Here is a 15,906-nt window from a genome sequence, read left to right on the forward strand (position 1 = left end):
CAGCAACGGATATGTACACAATCAAACCGCCAGTTACCGCAACAACGAATATGCCCCACCCAACAAAGCGATACAAAACCCAATACCGACACGATATTTTGTGTTTGATATTAATTTCCGTATCGCTTATAAAGTTCTCCATGCCTAAGACAAAACCCAAGGCGGGAGACCCCCCATGTACGCACAGCTTGTAGAAACCGGAGTAAAGCGCATCAAGGACCTCTCGGAGATGTCCGACCAGGAACGCGCCTTCCAGGAAAAGATCGACGCCGAAATCAAAATCGAAGCCAAGAACTGGATGCCCGACGCCTACCGTCAAACCCTGATCCGCCAAATCTCCCAACACGCCCACTCAGAAATCGTCGGCATGCTGCCCGAAGGCAACTGGGTCACCCGCGCCCCCTCCCTCAAACGCAAACTGCAACTGATGGCCAAGATCCAGGACGAAGCCGGCCACGGCCTGTACCTGTACAGCGCCATGGAAACCCTGGGCGCCGACCGCGACGAAGAAATCGCCAAGCTCCACAGCGGCAAGGCCAAATACTCCAGCATCTTCAACTACCCCACCCTGAACTGGGCCGACATGGGCGCCGTGGGCTGGCTGGTAGACGGCGCCGCCATCGTCAACCAGGTGGTGCTGCAGCGCACCTCCTACGGCCCCTACTCCCGGGCCATGGTGCGCATCTGCAAGGAAGAAAGCTTCCACCAACGCCAGGGCTATGAACTGCTGCTGACCATGATGCGCCAGGGCACCCAGGCGCAAAAAGACATGGTCCAGGACGCGATCAACCGCCTGTGGTGGCCGTCGCTGATGATGTTCGGCCCCAGCGACGAACACTCCCCCAACAGCGCCCAATCCATGGCCTGGAAGATCAAACGCCAGAGCAACGACGAACTGCGCCAGCGCTTTATCGACCAGACCATCCCGCAGTTGGAGTTGCTGGGCTGCACCTGCCCCGACCCGGACCTGAAGTGGAACGCCGAGCGCGGCCATTACGATTTCGGCGAGATCCAGTGGAGCGAGTTCTACGAGGTGCTCAAGGGCAATGGCCCGTGCAACCAGGAACGCGTCGCCACCCGCCGCAAGGCCATTGAAGACGGTGCCTGGGTGCGCGAAGCCGCCGTCGCCCACGCCCGCAAAAAACAGAACAAGAACGCCGCCTGATCGGCCACCTGATGTGGAGTCACCGTTATGTCTGAATGGACCCTGTTTGAAGTTTTCGTGCGCAGCAAGCACGGCCTGAATCACAAGCATGTGGGCAGCGTGCACGCCGCCGACACCACCATGGCCATCGAGAACGCCCGGGAGTTGTACACCCGCCGCAGCGAGGGTGTGAGCCTGTGGGTGGTGCCTTCGGCACTGATCACCGCCTCGTCACCGGACGAGAAAGACCCACTGTTCGACCCCGCCGACGACAAGGTCTACCGCCACGCCAGCTTCTATGAGTTGCCGGCCGAAGTCGGGCACATGTGAGGTCGACCATGAACACTAAAACCGATCTGATCGAATACCTGCTGCGCCTCGGCGACAGCGCCCTGATCCAGGGCCAGCGCCTGTGCCAGTGGTGCGGCCATGCACCGGCGCTGGAAGAAGAGTTGGCGCTGATGAACGTCGGCCTCGACCTGGTGGGCCAGGCGCGCAATTGGCTGGAGTACGCCGCCGAGTTGCTGGATGACGGGCGCGACGCCGATCACCTGGCCTTCCGCCGGGATGAGCGGGCCTATCGCAACCTGCTGCTGGTGGAGCAACCCAACGGCGACTACGCGGTGACCATCCTCAAGCAATTCCTGTATGACGCCTGGCACTTGCCGGTGTTGAGCGGCCTGGCCCAGTCCAGTGACGAACGCATCGCCGGCATCGCCGCCAAGGCCGTCAAGGAAGTCACCTATCACCTGCGCCGTTCCGGCGAATGGGTGGAGCGCCTGGGGGACGGCACCGACGAAAGCCACACGCGCATGCTCGCGGCAATCCCCGAGCTGTGGCGTTTTACCGTGGAACTGACCAGCGCCGACGACAGCGAACAGCGCCTGCACGCCGCCGGTATCACCCCGGACGCAGCCCAAGTCGCCGCAGCGTGGCAAGCCAAGGTCAGCGAGATCTTCACCAGCGCCACCCTGCCCCTGCCGGCTGCCGCGAGCTACTTCTACCTGGATGCACGCCGCGGTTTGCACAGCGAGCACCTGGGGATTCTGCTGGCGGAAATGCAGTTCCTGCCCCGAGCGTACCCCGATGCAACCTGGTGAGCTGATCGCCAGCGACCAGGGCGCACGGTCGGCGCAACCCACCGACCTGGCCGCCGCGTGGGCAACGCTTGCTCAGGTCATGGACCCGGAAGTGCCGGTGGTGAGCGTGGTCGACCTGGGGATAGTCCGCGACCTGGACTGGCAGGCCGGCCATCTGCACGTGGTGGTCACGCCGACCTACTCCGGCTGCCCGGCCACTGAGGTGATCGAGGGCGATATCCGCGATGCCCTGGAGCAAGCGGGTTTTCGTGCGCCGCAACTGGAACGCAAGTTGACCCCGGCCTGGACCACCGACTGGATCACCCACAGTGGCCGCGAACGCTTGCGGGCCTACGGCATCGCACCGCCCCAAGGCAGTAGCAGCAAGCGCAGCCTGCTGGGAGAAAGCCCTGTGATTGCCTGCCCGCAATGCGGCAGCAGCCACACCGAAGTGCTCAGCGAATTCGGCTCCACCGCCTGCAAGGCCCTGCACCGCTGCCGCGATTGCCTGGAGCCGTTCGACTATTTCAAGTGCATCTGAGGGGCCAGCGGCCCGCTTGGTTGGAGAACAATAATGAGCAAATTCCATAGCCTGACCATCAAGGATGTGCGCAACGAGACCCGTGACGCGGTGTCCATCGCCTTCGAGATCCCGCAGCACCTGCAAGACAGTTTCCACTTCACCCAGGGCCAGCACCTGGTGATGCGCACCCAACTGGATGGCGAGGAAGTACGCCGCTCCTATTCGATCTGCACCGGGGTCAATGACGGTGAACTGCGCATCGCCATCAAGCGCGTGGCGGGCGGGCGGTTTTCGGCGTTTGCCAATGAGCAGCTCAAGGCCGGGCACAGCCTGGACGTGATGCCCCCCGCCGGGCATTTCCATGTGGACCTTGACCCCGCTCGCCACGGCCATTACCTGGCGGTGGCCGCCGGCAGCGGCATCACGCCGATCCTGTCGATCATCAAGACCACCCTGCAAACCGAGCCCCATAGCCGCGTGACGCTGCTGTACGGCAACCGTTCCAGCTCCGGCGCGCTGTTTCGCGAACAGCTCGAAGACCTGAAAAACCGCTACCTGCAGCGCCTGAACCTGATCTTCGTGTTCAGCCGCGAGCAGCAGGATGTGGACCTCTACAACGGCCGCATCAACGCCGACAAATGCGCGCAACTGTTCTCCCGCTGGCTCGACGTAAAAGCCCTCGACGCGGCCTTTATCTGCGGGCCCCAAGAGATGACCGAAACCGTGCGCGACAGCCTCAAGGCCAAGGGCATGGCGCCGGAGCGCATTCACTTCGAACTGTTCGCCGCCGCCGGCAGCCAGCACAAGCGCGAAGCCCGTGAGGCCGCCCGGCAAGTGGACGCGGCGGTCAGCCAGATCACCGTGATCAGCGATGGGCGCGCCCTGGCGTTCGACCTGCCGCGCAACAGCCAAAGCATTCTTGATGCGGGCAACGCCCAGGGTGCCGAACTGCCGTATTCGTGCAAGGCCGGCGTGTGCTCCACCTGCAAATGCAAGGTGATCGAAGGCGAAGTGGAGATGGACAGCAACCACGCCCTGGAAGACTACGAAGTGGCCGCCGGCTATGTGCTGTCGTGCCAGGCGTTCCCGGTCAGCGACAAGGTGGTACTGGATTTCGATCAGCTTTAAGGACACACCGCTCCCCTGTAGGAGCGAGCGTGCTCGCGAAGGTCGTTAACGATGACGCGGGTAGCCTGAATCAACGCGGCGCCCTCGGGTTATTCGCGAGCAAGCTCGCTCCTACAGGGCGCAGGTTTAACCACAACAACAATAAAAAGGAGCACACCACCATGACCCCCGACGCTATCGAACACATCCGTCGACATCCCGATTTCATCCAGTTGGTACGCCGCAAACAGCACCTGTACTGGTCGCTGTCGCTGATCATGCTGGTGATCTATTTCGGGTTTGTGCTGTTGGTGGCGTTCTCCCCGGCCACCCTCGGGCAGTCGTTGAGCGGCGGTGTGACCACCGTGGGCATGCTGGTGGGTGTGGTGATTGTGCTGCTGGCGTTCGCGCTGACCGGCTTTTATGTGTACCGCGCCAACCATGTGATCGACCCGCTGAACGACAAACTCAAGCAGGAGTGCGCAGCATGAGCCGGCTTGTGGCGTGGTTTCTCCTGCCTTTGGCGTTGGCCACGGACTTGGCGGTGGCCGCCGATGGCGCGTCCCGGCCATTGAACTGGAACGCCATCGGCATGTTCCTGGTGTTCGTGCTGTTCACCCTTGGCGTCACCCGCTGGGCCGCCCTGCGCACCCGCTCGGCCAGCGACTTCTATACCGCCGGCGGTGGCATGAGCGGTTTCCAGAATGGCCTGGCGATTGCTGGCGACATGATCTCCGCCGCGTCGTTCCTCGGCATCTCGGCGATGATGTTCCTCAACGGCTATGACGGCCTGCTCTACGCCCTGGGCGTGCTGGCCGGCTGGCCGATCATCCTGTTCCTGATCGCCGAGCGCCTTCGCAATCTGGGCAAATACACCTTTGCCGATGTGGTGTCCTACCGGCTGGAGCAAACCCCGGTGCGCCTGACCTCGGCCTTCGGCACCCTGACTGTGGCACTGATGTACCTGGTGGCGCAGATGGTCGGCGCCGGCAAGCTGATCGAGCTGCTGTTCGGCATCGACTACCTGTATGCGGTAATGCTGGTGGGCGTACTGATGGTGTTCTACGTGACCTTCGGCGGCATGCTCGCCACCACGTGGGTGCAGATCATCAAGGCGGTGATGCTGCTGTTCGGCACCACCTTCATGGCGTTCATGGTGCTCAAGCACTTTGGCTTCAGCACCGAAGCGATGTTCGCCGGGGCCACCGCCGTGCACGCCAAGGGCAACGCGATCATGGCGCCGGGCGGCTTACTGTCGAACCCGATTGATGCGATTTCCCTGGGGCTGGGCATGATGTTTGGCACCGCCGGATTGCCCCATATCCTGATGCGTTTCTTTACCGTCAGCGACGCCAAGGAAGCGCGCAAAAGCGTGTTCTATGCCACCGGTTTCATTGGCTACTTCTATCTGCTGCTGATCATCGTCGGCTTTGGTGCCATCGTGATGGTGGGTACCGACCCGAGCTTTCGCGACGCCAATGGCGCAATCATCGGCGGCGGCAACATGATCGCCGTGCACCTGGCCCAGGCCGTGGGCGGCAACCTGTTCCTCGGGTTCATTTCGGCGGTGGCCTTCGCGACCATCCTGGCGGTGGTGGCCGGGCTGGCGTTGTCCGGCGCATCGGCGGTGTCCCACGACCTGTATGCCTGCGTGATCCGCAAGGGCCAGGCCAGCGAGCAGCAGGAAATCCGCGTGTCGCGCATCGCCACCCTGTGCATCGGCGTGTTGGCGATCATCCTCGGCCTGTTGTTTGAGTCGCAGAACATTGCGTTCCTGTCCGGCCTGGTACTGGCAATCGCCGCCTCGGTGAATTTCCCGGTGCTGTTCCTCTCGATGTACTGGAAGGGCCTGACCACCCGTGGCGCGGTGACCGGCAGCCTGGCCGGACTGGTCTCGGCCATTGTGCTGCTGGTGCTGAGCCCGGCGGTGTGGGTCAACGTGCTGCACTACGAAAAGGCGCTGTTCCCGTACTCCAACCCGGCCCTGTTTTCCATGAGCCTGGCGTTTTTCAGCGCCTGGGTGTTTTCCGTCACCGACCGTTCGCCCCGCGCCGCCATTGAGCGCGGCCGCTACCTGGCGCAGTTCATCCGCTCCATGACCGGCATTGGTGCCGCAGGCGCCAGCAAACACTAACTCTCTTTACCCAACCCGGAGGAATCGTGATGCCTCACGCCCCTACCCTGCAAAGTTTTATCGCTGGCCGCTGGATCGGCCAACACGGCGCCCAGGTGCTGCGCAGCGCCATCGACGGCCACGAGCTGGCACGCACCCATGAAGAGCGTCCGGACTTCGCCGAAGCCATCGAACACGGGCGGCGCCAGGGTGTCAGCGGCTTGATGGCCCTGGACTTCCAGCAACGGGCCCAGCGTCTCAAGGCCATCGCGCTGTACCTGAGCGAGCGCAAAGAGCAGCTCTACGCCCTCTCCCACCACAGCGGTGCGACCCGTGCCGACAGCTGGATCGATATCGAAGGCGGCAACAGCACCCTGTTCACTTACGCCAGCCTCGGCTCGCGGGAATTGCCATCGGGCAACATCGTCCACGAAGGCCCGGCGATGCCGTTGAGCAAGCTCGGCAGTTTCGCCGGCACCCACATCCTGGTGCCCCGTGGCGGCCTGGTGGTACACATCAACGCGTTCAACTTCCCGATCTGGGGCATGCTGGAAAAATTCGCCCCGAGTTTCCTGGCGGGCATGCCGTGCATCGTCAAGCCGGCCAGCGCTACCAGCTACCTGACCGAAGCCGTGGTGCGCCTGATGGACGAATCCGGCCTGCTGCCACCCGGCAGCCTGCAACTGGTGATCGGCAGCACCGGCGACCTGCTCGACCGCCTGCAAGGCCAGGACGTGGTGACCTTTACCGGCTCCGCCGACACCGCGGCCAAACTGCGGGTCAACCCGAACCTGATCCGCAACTCGGTGCCGTTCAACGCCGAGGCCGACTCGCTGAACTGCGCGATCCTCGCCCCGGACGTGACCCCGGACGATGAAGAGTTCGAGCTGTTCATCAAGGAAGTCGCCCGGGAAATGACCACCAAGGCCGGGCAGAAATGCACCGCCATTCGCCGCGCCATCGTGCCGGCCAAACACATCGATGCGGTTGCCACCCGCCTGCGGGACCGCCTGAAAAAAGTCGTGGTGGGCGACCCGTCGGTGGAAGGCGTACGCATGGGCGCGCTGGCCTCCCACGACCAGCAGAAAGACGTGGCCGAGCGCCTGGAAAGCCTGTTGCAGAGCAGCGACATGCTGTTCGGCGCCCGCGACGGGTTTGAGCCGCGCGGTGAAAACGTCAGCCAGGGCGCGTTCTTCGCCCCGACCCTGCTGCAAGCACGGGACCCGCACGCTGAGGGTGGCGCCCACGACATCGAGGCCTTCGGCCCGGTCAGCACCTTGATGGCCTACGACGACCTGGACGAAGCCCTCACCCTGGCCGCACGGGGCAAAGGCAGCCTCGTCGCCAGCCTGATCACCAAAGACCCGCAGATCGCCGCCAAAGCCATCCCGGTGGCAGCTGCCTGGCACGGCCGCCTGCTGGTGCTCGACCGCGAATCCGCCGCCGAATCCACCGGCCACGGTTCGCCCCTGCCCCAACTCAAACACGGCGGCCCGGGCCGCGCCGGTGGCGGCGAAGAACTCGGCGGCCTGCGCGCGGTGAAACACTACCTGCAACGCGCAGCAGTACAGGGCTCGCCAAGCATGCTGGCGGCGGTCACCGGCGAATACGTGCGCGGCGCCAAGGTCATCGAGACCGAAGTGCACCCGTTCCGCCGGTTCTTCCAGGACCTGCAGATTGGCGAATCGTTGCTCACCCACCGCCGCACCGTCACCGAGGCCGACCTGGTGAACTTCGGCTGCCTGTCGGGCGACCACTTCTACATGCACTTCGACGACATCGCGGCCAAGGAATCGCAGTTCGGCAAGCGCATCGCCCACGGTTACTTTGTGCTGTCGGCGGCGGCCGGGCTGTTTGTGTCCCCGGCACCGGGGCCGGTATTGGCGAACTACGGGCTGGACACCCTGCGGTTTATCAACCCGGTGGGCATTGGCGACACCATCCAGGCGCGACTGACCTGCAAGCGCAAGATCGACCAGGGCAAGAAGAGCCCGCAGGGCATTCCCCAGGGCGTGGTGGCGTGGGATGTGGAGGTGACTAACCAGTTGGGTGAGTTGGTGGCCAGTTATGACATCTTGACGTTGGTGGTGAAACGCGAGGAGTGAACCTGAACGGACCGGCTTGATTTTTTCGCCACCGGCAACAAGACTGGCCTCCTCGATCGCACGCCCTGAGCTTACGGGGCGTACGATTTTTTGCATTCAATGGAGGGTTCTATCCATGCAAGTGCGTGCCGCCACAGCCAACGACACTCAAGCTATCAGCACGATTGCCAGCCAGACGTTTGCCCTGGCTTGCCCGCCGGATACGCCGCAGGAAGAGCTGGATCGCTACACTCGCGAAAACCTTCTGCCTGACCATTTCAAGTCGACCTTGCTGATACCCACCAAGGATGTTCTGGTTCTGGAAAAGGCCGGTGCCGTCATCGGCTTCAGCGTGGTCGACCACCAGCCAGACACGCTGGACATCGCCCAGGCTGACGGCATACCCGAGCTGACGCGCTGCTATGTGCTTGCAGCGTTTCACGGGACCGGGGCCGCACAACACCTGATGAGTGCGACGCTCGCCGCCGTCGACACACCTGTTCGGTTGACCGTAAATGACCAAAATGCACGGGCCATCGGGTTCTACCAGCGCAATGGCTTCCAGGCGGTTGGGGAAACCAGTTTCCAGTGCGGCAGTGATATTCATCGGGATTTGGTGATGGTGAGGCCTCCCGCCTGATGCCTGATTTCCCGATCATCCAGACCAAACGCCTGCGGCTCAGGGAACTGACACCGCAGGACGCAGCGGTGCTGTTTGCGATTCATGGCGATGCGGAGGCGATGAAGTGGTTCGGCACCGATCCGCTGACCGAGCCTCGGCAAGCGGAGCAATTGATCGAGCTGTTTGCCAGTTGGCGCACCTCGGCCAATCCGGGGGTTCGCTGGGGGATTGAGGACACAGCCACGGCAGCGCTGATCGGCACCTGTGGATTCTTCAAATGGAATCGTGGGTGGCGCAGTTGCGCCATCGGGTTTGAGCTGGCGCAATCGGCACAAGGCCGCGGGCTCATGAAGGAGGCGGTTTACGCCGCCGTTCAATGGGCGTTCCAGCACATGGCGCTCAACAGGATCGAAGCATTGGTCCACCCCGACAACACCCCGTCGCTGAACCTGCTTGAAAAAGCCGGGTTCGTGCGTGAAGGCACATTGAGGCAGGCCGGTTACTGGAACGGAAGTCACCAAGACCTGGTACAGCTTTCGCTGCTGCGTGGGGAGTGTGAGTACCGTTAATAAAGGGGTCAGCGTGCGACCCGGCGGTAAACCAGCGTATCGCGCACTCCGAAGTACTCGCAGCGACGCGCGCCTTCAAGGGTTTCCACCCATTCAAATCCCGCAGCCTCAGCCAGTCGTTGGCTGGATAGGTTCGCCGAGGAAGTGGTCAGACGCAGTGTGTGCCCGGTCAACTGCGAAACCAGAGCAGCCAAAGCCTCCCTCATCAGCCCCAGGCCGGCGTGAGCCTGATTGCCCCAATAGCCAACTTCGAAGCTGTGAACCTCATCGGCCAGCGGCAGCAGGCCGATACAGCCCACCAATATCTGCGGATCGTCGCGAGATAACAGAAAATACCTTTTCTCCCCGGCAGGTTCATCGAAGTATTTTTTCGCCCGCTGCAAGCTTTCCTGCGCGTCCTCCAGCGTCCAGTGCGGCTTGCTCCATACGAGAAACTGGCGGTGCAGTGCGTAGCTGGCGTTCAACGCATCGGCGAGTTTTTCAGCGAGCGCCACATCAGGCGCAACCAGGGTCATCCGGTCAGTTTGCAGGGTTGTGGGCAGCGGAGCTTGTTGTTCAATGGTTTGCACCCATACGAATCCTTCGTCTTCACTAGGCGTCTCAAGCATATTGAACACGCTTTTCAACGCCTCCTCCGGCACCCTCTTGTCAGCGCTGCGTTGTGCGTTTCGCGCTAACGCCAGCTCCAAGGGTGCGCTCACCAGGATGCCCGTTACCGGGATTGCATATTCCCTGACGATGGAAAGCAGCTCCTCCCGATGACGCCGCACCGGCAAGGCCGCATCAAAGACGATCGCCCCACGACCCAACCGCTCCAGGTTTTCCGACACCCACCGCGACTTGCCAGCCCCTTGCACGCCCATGACCACGTACACATGAGCGCCCGCTTCGGCTTCTGCCAGTACGTGCCTCAACCGTGCATACGCCAGCTGCCATGCCCGCCGATTTCGCTCAGGCGTGAATTCCCTGCCGAACTCGGTTTCCAGATAGTCGTCCGGGTTGATCACCAAGGGCAGGTCCATCGACTGATCCTCCATCAAAAAGGCACGTCACCCAAAATCGTCGCGCGGTGCATCACCCGCCTTTGCGGCCGGTAATCATCAATCGCGTAATGCTGGGTAATGCGGTTATCCCAGAACGCTACATCATTCGCCTTCCACCGCCAACGCACGGTAAATTCCGGGCGGCTCACGTGGCTGAACAACAGCCGCAGCATCGCCTCACTTTCTGCCGCCTCAAGCTCGTTGATTCGCGTGGTGAAGCCTTCATTCACAAACAATGCCTTGCGACCCGTAGCAGGATGGGTCCTGACCACCGGGTGTGACAGCGGCGGGTGATCCTTCCTGGCTTTTTCGTAGCGTTCCAATGCTTCGGGCGTGCTGCCGAAACGTTCGGTGGGAAAGGACTTGGTCAACTCGTGGGTAGCGGTCAGGCCATCAAGCAGGTGCAGGAGGGGGGCCGATAACGCTTCGAACGCCGCCACGCCATTGGCCCACAACGTATCCCCGCCGAAGGCCGGCACTTGCCTGGCCGCCAATACGGAGCCCATCGCCGGCGCCGCGAGGAAGGTCACGTCGGTGTGCCAGATGGCGTTGTCGCGCACATCGGTTACGGCGGTGTCGATCAGCAGCAGTTCCGGATGCTGGTCAACATGCGGATAAATCGGATGCCGGTGCAAATCACCAAACCGCGCGGCAAACGCTACGTGCTGCGCGGGGGTAATGGCCTGGTTACGGAAGAACAACACCTGATGCTGCAGCAGTGCTTGCTCCACCCAGTCGCGCTGTTGGTCAGTCAGAGCCCGGGACATATCCAGCCCCTCAACCTCGGCGCCGATGGCAGGGCCAAGGGGATGAAGCGTCAGGCCCATGATTACTCTCCGATGAACTTGTCGCTGACAAAGGCTGAATAGTCCGGCAGGACCTGTTCGATTTTCCCTTGTTCCTTCAGAAATTCGGCGGTCTTGGCGATTTCCTTGGCGGTGCCGCCTGCGAGGTATTGCGCGCTTTTTTGTTCGGCAGCCGTCGGGAACGAAGAGCCGTCGAGCAGCTCGGGAATGTCCGCGGCGTTGGCCCCGGTGAGCCGGGCGATGCTCTTCACCGGTGCAGAGTCGGCGGTCCAGTCTTTTTTATGCGCCGCATAATCAGCAATCGCCGCCAGGCTGACCTTGGCAAAGTCAGCCACGACCTTCGGGTTCTTTTCGGCGAAATCCTTGCGTGCGACCCACACTTCAAAGGTCGGCGCACCCCAGCTTGAAACCTCACCGGCGTCGGTGAGGACCTTGCCGGTCTTGCGGATTTCACCCAGGGCAGGCGACCAGGTAAACGCCCCGTCGATATCACCACGGGCCCAGGCAGCGGTGATCTGCGCCGGTGTCAGGTTGACGATGTTGACCTTGCGCGGGTCCAGGTTCCAGTGCTTCAGCGCACCCAGCAGGCTGTAATGGGAGGTCGAGACAAAGGGCACGGCGATGGTTTTGCCGATCAGGTCGTCAGGGTTCTTGATCCCGCTGCCGTCGCGCACCACCAGGGCTTCGGAGCTGCGAATCTGTGCGCTGACAATAAACGCCACCAGCGGCATGTTGCGCGACGCCGCTGCGGCCAACGGGCTGGAACCCAGATTGCCGATCTGTACATCGCCGGAGGCCATGGCCGCGAGGACGGCCGGCCCCGCATCGAATGCGCGCCAGTCGATTTTCTGGCCGATACCTTTTTCATATTCGCCATCGGCAATCGCGCGTTTGATCGGGTCGATGCCGTTGATGTAGCCAAAGGTCAGGTCAGCGGCTTGAGCGCTTAGGGAAAGGACAGCGAGGCCCACGGCCGAGAAGAGATTCCGGGCCCGTTTCAGCGTTTTCATTGTTATGGATTCCTGAGCGGATAAGACTTGAGCAGCGCGGTTCACGGCCACTCGAGGGTCAACTCAGATAGATGATATTGATCTATTAAAATTAAAATAAATAATTTTATGGAATTAGCTTAGATGGGATGTGGATGCGAAGGCGCGGTGAAAACCACCGCGCAAACGTTTGTGTTCAGGCGATCGCCATTACTCTTGAACGTCCATGAACTCTTTGGCCCAATTCACGTAGGTGTCGGGGAACGTGTAGGTATGGGTCAATTCGCTGGCCGTCAGGTTTGACGTGCTGCGCGTGAGGTTGCGCTGTTCGCGAAGGCTGTCGTAGGTCGCCTTGATCGAGGCGAAGTAGGCGCCGTGGCCGGCCACTACGATCCGCACGCCCAGTTTGGCCAGGCGTTCATTGTCGTTGAGGTTCGGGTTGGCGTAGGTCACCAGCATCAGGGGAACCGTCAGGCCTTCGGCGATCTGTTCAAGGTGGTCGAAGTCACGAATACCCACCATGCAGATGCCGTCGGCGCCGGCCTCTTGATACGCCTTGGTGCGATGGATAACGTCTTCCACCGGAAGCACCGCGGCGTTGGTCCGCGCGATGATCGAAAGCTGCGGATCGACCCGTGCCTCCAGGGCCGCCTTGACCTTGCCCACGCCCTCTTCCGTGCTGATGAGGTCGGTGGATTTACGCCCGAACTGCGCCGGGAGCAAGGTGTCTTCGATGGTCAGCGCCGAAACGCCCGCACGCTCCAGTTCCTGGACAGTGCGCATCACGTTGAGTGCATTGCCGTAGCCGTGGTCGGCGTCAGCGATCACCGGCAGTTGCGCCACCCGACCGATCCGGGTGGCCTGCTCGACGAATTCACTCAGGGTAATCAGCGCGAAGTCCGGCGCAGCCAGTACCTGCAGCGATGCTACCGAACCGCCCAGGATACCGACTTCGAAGCCCAGGTCCGAGGCGATCCTGGCCGACATCGGGTCAAAGACCGAGGCGGTGTGAAAGCAGTGTTGGGAGGCCAGCAGCTCGCGAAACGAGCGCCGTAGATCCTGGTGGGAAATTTTCGACATGTTCACTCCTCACTGTCGCCGTATACGCGGGAACGACCAGTGCCAATTCAAAAGTAACGCTAGCGTATCACGCCGAAAAAAAATGGTTGATGACGTTTGAGAAACTTAGGCTTCACGTTTGGCACCGGCGTTTTAGACCCACCCGCCGTCCACAATGAAATTTTGCGCCGAACACATCGCCGACACATCAGATGCCAGGAACAGCGCCATATTGGCGATATGTTCCGGCTGCACGCTTCCCGGCAGGCACTGGCTGCGGCTGATCAGTTCCCGGGCGGCGTCATCCACCCACATCGCCAGTTGCTTTTCGGTCATCACCCACCCCGGCACCAGGGTATTGACCCGGATCCGGCTGGGCCCCAGCTCCCGCGCCAGGGCCCGGGTCATGCCGTGGGCCGCGGCTTTGCTGGCGGCATACACCGGATAGCCGCTGGAAGCCATCATCCAGCCGATGGAACCCAGGTTAATGATCGAGCCTTCTCCCGCGGCCTTCATCATCGGCACCACGGCCTTGGCGGCAAAGAAGGCGTGTTTCAGGTTGACTGAGATCAGTTGGTCGAACGTCTCTGAGTCGATTTCATCGAGGGTGTGCCGAACGTCGTTGGCGGCGTTGTTCACCAGCACGTTGATCGGCCCCAGGGAATGCGCAAAGCGTTCGATCGCGGCCTTGTAGGCGATCTCGTCGGTGATGTCGCAATGGGCGAATTCGACGGTGTGGCCCTCGGCCGACAAGATTGCCGCCAACCGGTCGCCCTGCCCTTGCGCCCGGTCCACGAAGGCGACCCTGGCACCCTGGCGGGCAAAGGCACGCACCATGGACTCGCCAATCCCTGAAGCACCGCCGGAAATCAACACGGTTTTATCCCGCAGGTCCGGGTACATGGCCTGGGCGACGGGCTGTTTTTCAGTGTTCATGTGACGGTCACTCCGCTGTATTTAGTCTTATTTTATATTGCAAATTTCGGGATTATGTCTATATATCAGCACTGCATCTGAACAAAACACAATAAATAGTCCAACTATTTATTCAACAACAATAAAAGGTAGCTCAGTCATGCGGCACACTCGATTCCTGCTTTCCGGCCTCGGCCTCTCCCTGGCGATGGCCAGCCTCGGCGCTCATGCGGCGGGCCTGTCCAGCGAACACAAACCCTTCGGCAAAACCAACGACGGCACCGCTGTCGAGCAGTACGTGTTGCGTAACAGCCATGGCATGCAAGCCACGGTGATCACCTACGGCGCTGTCTTGCAGTCGTTGAAGGTACCGGACAAACACGGCCAGGTCGCCGACGTGGTGCTGGGCTTCGATGATGTGCAGGGCTATCAGGCCGGCACCGCGTTCTTTGGCGCGACCATCGGCCGTTTCGGCAATCGCCTGGCCAAGGGCGCATTCGAACTGGACGGCAAACACTTCCAGGTGCCCCTCAACGACGGGCCGAACTCGTTGCATGGCGGCGCGCAAGGCTTTGACAAGCAGGTGTGGAAAGCCCAGCCGGTCAAGCAAAAGGACGCAGTGGGCGTGACCTTGAGCTACCTGTCCAAGGACGGCGAGATGGGTTTTCCCGGCAACCTGAAAGTCGACGTCACCTATAGCCTCAACGACAAAAACGTGCTGCACATCGACTACAAGGCCACCACCGACAAACCCACGGTGCTGAACCTCACCAACCACAGCTACTTTAACCTCGCCGGCGCCGGTCACGGTGACGTCCTCAAGCAGCTCGCCACCCTGCATGCCAGCCATTACACCCCGGTCAACAGCACCTTGATTCCCACCGGCGAACTGGCCCCGGTGGCCGGTACGCCGATGGACTTCCTCAAACCCACACCCATCGGCCAACACATCAAGGACGATCATCCCCAGCTGAAATTCGCCGAACCGAAACAAGGTGGCTTTGACTTCAACTGGGTGCTGGATACCCAAGGCGATGTGGGCAAAGTGGCCGTGGAGGTCAGTGACCCGCAGTCCGGTCGCCGCTTGCAGCTCTATACCAGCGAGCCGGGCGTGCAGTTCTATACCAGCAACTTCCTTGACGGATCGATCAAGGGCAAGGGTGGCAAACCCTACGCCCACTGGAGCGCGTTTACCCTGGAAACCCAGCACTTCCCCGATGCGCCCAACCAGCCGAACTTCCCGACCACCCGCCTCGACCCTGGCCAGACCTACACCCATAACACCGTGCTGAAATTCTCTGCCAACTAAACCTGTGGGAGCCGTCGAGCTTCAGCGAGGCCGCGATAGCGGTGGGTCAGGCACCCTCACTGTCGATTGTGCCGACGCCATCGCAGCCTCGCTAAAGCTCGACAGCTCCCACAGGGAACCTGCTGTGCCTTCAGACCGCGCGCTTCCAGCAATCGGTTTGGCCTTGTGGCTGGTGGATGGGGCACCCTGCCATTCAACGGCTGACAAAGACCAAATGTGGGAGCCGTCGAGCNNGTCAGGCACCCTCACTGTCGATTGTGCCGACGCCATCGCAGCCTCGCTAAGGCTCGACAGCTCCCACAGGGAACCTGCTGTGCCTTCAGACCGCGCGCTTCCGGCAATCGGTTTGGCCTTGTAGCCGGTGGATGGCCACCCTGCAATTCGACAGCCGACCAAGATCAAATGTGGGAGCCGTCGAGCTTTAGCGAGGCCGCGATAGCGGTGGTTCAGGCAACATCAATGTCGACTGTGCCGACGCCATCGCAGCCTCGCTAAAGCTCGACAGCTCCCACAGGGAACCTGCTGTGCCTTCAGACCGCGCGCT

General features: G+C 61.6%; 16 protein-coding genes. 11 read left to right on the forward strand and 5 right to left on the reverse strand.

What is annotated here, in order from left to right:
* Nucleotides 1–175 precede the first annotated feature (175 nt).
* From paaA to HX855_RS29580, 10 genes are all read left to right on the forward strand, one after another.
* Complete coding sequence (paaA, locus tag HX855_RS29535) at nucleotides 176–1,165, forward strand: 1,2-phenylacetyl-CoA epoxidase subunit PaaA (RefSeq protein ID WP_177089538.1); 990 nt, start codon at nucleotides 176–178, stop codon at nucleotides 1,163–1,165.
* Between the two features lie 27 nt (nucleotides 1,166–1,192).
* Nucleotides 1,193–1,474: a 1,2-phenylacetyl-CoA epoxidase subunit PaaB gene (paaB, locus tag HX855_RS29540; RefSeq protein WP_003208899.1), complete on the forward strand. Its 282-nt coding sequence runs from the start codon at nucleotides 1,193–1,195 to the stop codon at nucleotides 1,472–1,474.
* 8 nt (nucleotides 1,475–1,482) lie between these two features.
* Nucleotides 1,483–2,244, forward strand: a complete 762-nt coding sequence (gene paaC / locus HX855_RS29545) for a 1,2-phenylacetyl-CoA epoxidase subunit PaaC (protein WP_177089539.1) — start codon at nucleotides 1,483–1,485, stop codon at nucleotides 2,242–2,244.
* Complete coding sequence (gene paaD / locus HX855_RS29550; RefSeq protein WP_177089540.1) at nucleotides 2,231–2,764, forward strand: 1,2-phenylacetyl-CoA epoxidase subunit PaaD; 534 nt, start codon at nucleotides 2,231–2,233, stop codon at nucleotides 2,762–2,764. Before paaC ends, paaD begins: the two co-directional genes overlap by 14 nt.
* 33 nt (nucleotides 2,765–2,797) lie before the next feature.
* Entirely contained in the window at nucleotides 2,798–3,874 is a 1,077-nt protein-coding gene (paaE, locus tag HX855_RS29555) for a 1,2-phenylacetyl-CoA epoxidase subunit PaaE (RefSeq protein ID WP_177089541.1), read from the forward strand.
* Nucleotides 3,875–4,035: 161 nt separating this feature from the next.
* Complete coding sequence (locus HX855_RS29560; RefSeq protein ID WP_177089542.1) at nucleotides 4,036–4,344, forward strand: DUF485 domain-containing protein; 309 nt, start codon at nucleotides 4,036–4,038, stop codon at nucleotides 4,342–4,344.
* Nucleotides 4,341–5,987, forward strand: a complete 1,647-nt coding sequence (locus HX855_RS29565) for a cation acetate symporter (protein ID WP_177089543.1) — start codon at nucleotides 4,341–4,343, stop codon at nucleotides 5,985–5,987. Before HX855_RS29560 ends, HX855_RS29565 begins: the two co-directional genes overlap by 4 nt.
* A gap of 29 nt (nucleotides 5,988–6,016) precedes the next feature.
* Nucleotides 6,017–8,071, forward strand: a complete 2,055-nt coding sequence (gene paaZ, locus HX855_RS29570) for a phenylacetic acid degradation bifunctional protein PaaZ (RefSeq protein ID WP_177089544.1) — start codon at nucleotides 6,017–6,019, stop codon at nucleotides 8,069–8,071.
* A 115-nt stretch (nucleotides 8,072–8,186) separates the two neighbouring features.
* Nucleotides 8,187–8,690: a GNAT family N-acetyltransferase gene (locus HX855_RS29575; RefSeq protein WP_177089545.1), complete on the forward strand. Its 504-nt coding sequence runs from the start codon at nucleotides 8,187–8,189 to the stop codon at nucleotides 8,688–8,690.
* A complete protein-coding gene (locus HX855_RS29580) occupies nucleotides 8,690–9,241 on the forward strand; it encodes a GNAT family N-acetyltransferase (protein ID WP_177089546.1) in 552 nt (183 codons plus the stop codon). The genes HX855_RS29575 and HX855_RS29580 overlap by 1 nt, the downstream gene beginning before the upstream one ends.
* An 8-nt stretch (nucleotides 9,242–9,249) precedes the next feature.
* On the opposite strand, the gene HX855_RS29585 is transcribed toward HX855_RS29580, so the two are convergent.
* The 5 genes from HX855_RS29585 to HX855_RS29605 all read right to left on the reverse strand — a co-directional run bounded on the left by HX855_RS29585 (nucleotide 9,250) and on the right by HX855_RS29605 (nucleotide 14,074).
* Nucleotides 9,250–10,263 (reverse strand): GNAT family N-acetyltransferase, encoded by a 1,014-nt coding sequence (locus tag HX855_RS29585; RefSeq protein WP_177089547.1) that lies wholly within the window; start codon nucleotides 10,261–10,263, stop codon nucleotides 9,250–9,252.
* Between the two features lie 14 nt (nucleotides 10,264–10,277).
* The gene (gene tauD, locus HX855_RS29590) at nucleotides 10,278–11,111 is read right to left on the reverse strand and encodes a taurine dioxygenase (protein WP_177089548.1); all 834 of its coding nucleotides are present in this window, start codon (nucleotides 11,109–11,111) and stop codon (nucleotides 10,278–10,280) included.
* Between the two features lie 2 nt (nucleotides 11,112–11,113).
* Nucleotides 11,114–12,100, reverse strand: a complete 987-nt coding sequence (gene tauA / locus HX855_RS29595) for a taurine ABC transporter substrate-binding protein (RefSeq protein WP_177089549.1) — start codon at nucleotides 12,098–12,100, stop codon at nucleotides 11,114–11,116.
* Nucleotides 12,101–12,289: 189 nt separating this feature from the next.
* On the reverse strand, nucleotides 12,290–13,159 hold the full coding sequence (locus HX855_RS29600; RefSeq protein ID WP_010173651.1) for an oxaloacetate decarboxylase: 870 nt from the start codon (nucleotides 13,157–13,159) through the stop codon (nucleotides 12,290–12,292).
* A 132-nt stretch (nucleotides 13,160–13,291) separates the two neighbouring features.
* A complete protein-coding gene (locus HX855_RS29605) occupies nucleotides 13,292–14,074 on the reverse strand; it encodes an SDR family NAD(P)-dependent oxidoreductase (protein WP_177089550.1) in 783 nt (260 codons plus the stop codon).
* Nucleotides 14,075–14,213: 139 nt separating this feature from the next.
* On the opposite strand from HX855_RS29605, the gene HX855_RS29610 reads away from it, so the two are divergent.
* Entirely contained in the window at nucleotides 14,214–15,362 is a 1,149-nt protein-coding gene (locus HX855_RS29610) for an aldose epimerase family protein (protein ID WP_177089551.1), read from the forward strand.
* Nucleotides 15,363–15,906 lie beyond the last annotated feature (544 nt).

Source organism: Pseudomonas sp. IPO3778 (genome assembly GCF_013386825.1).
Taxonomy (GTDB): domain Bacteria; phylum Pseudomonadota; class Gammaproteobacteria; order Pseudomonadales; family Pseudomonadaceae; genus Aquipseudomonas.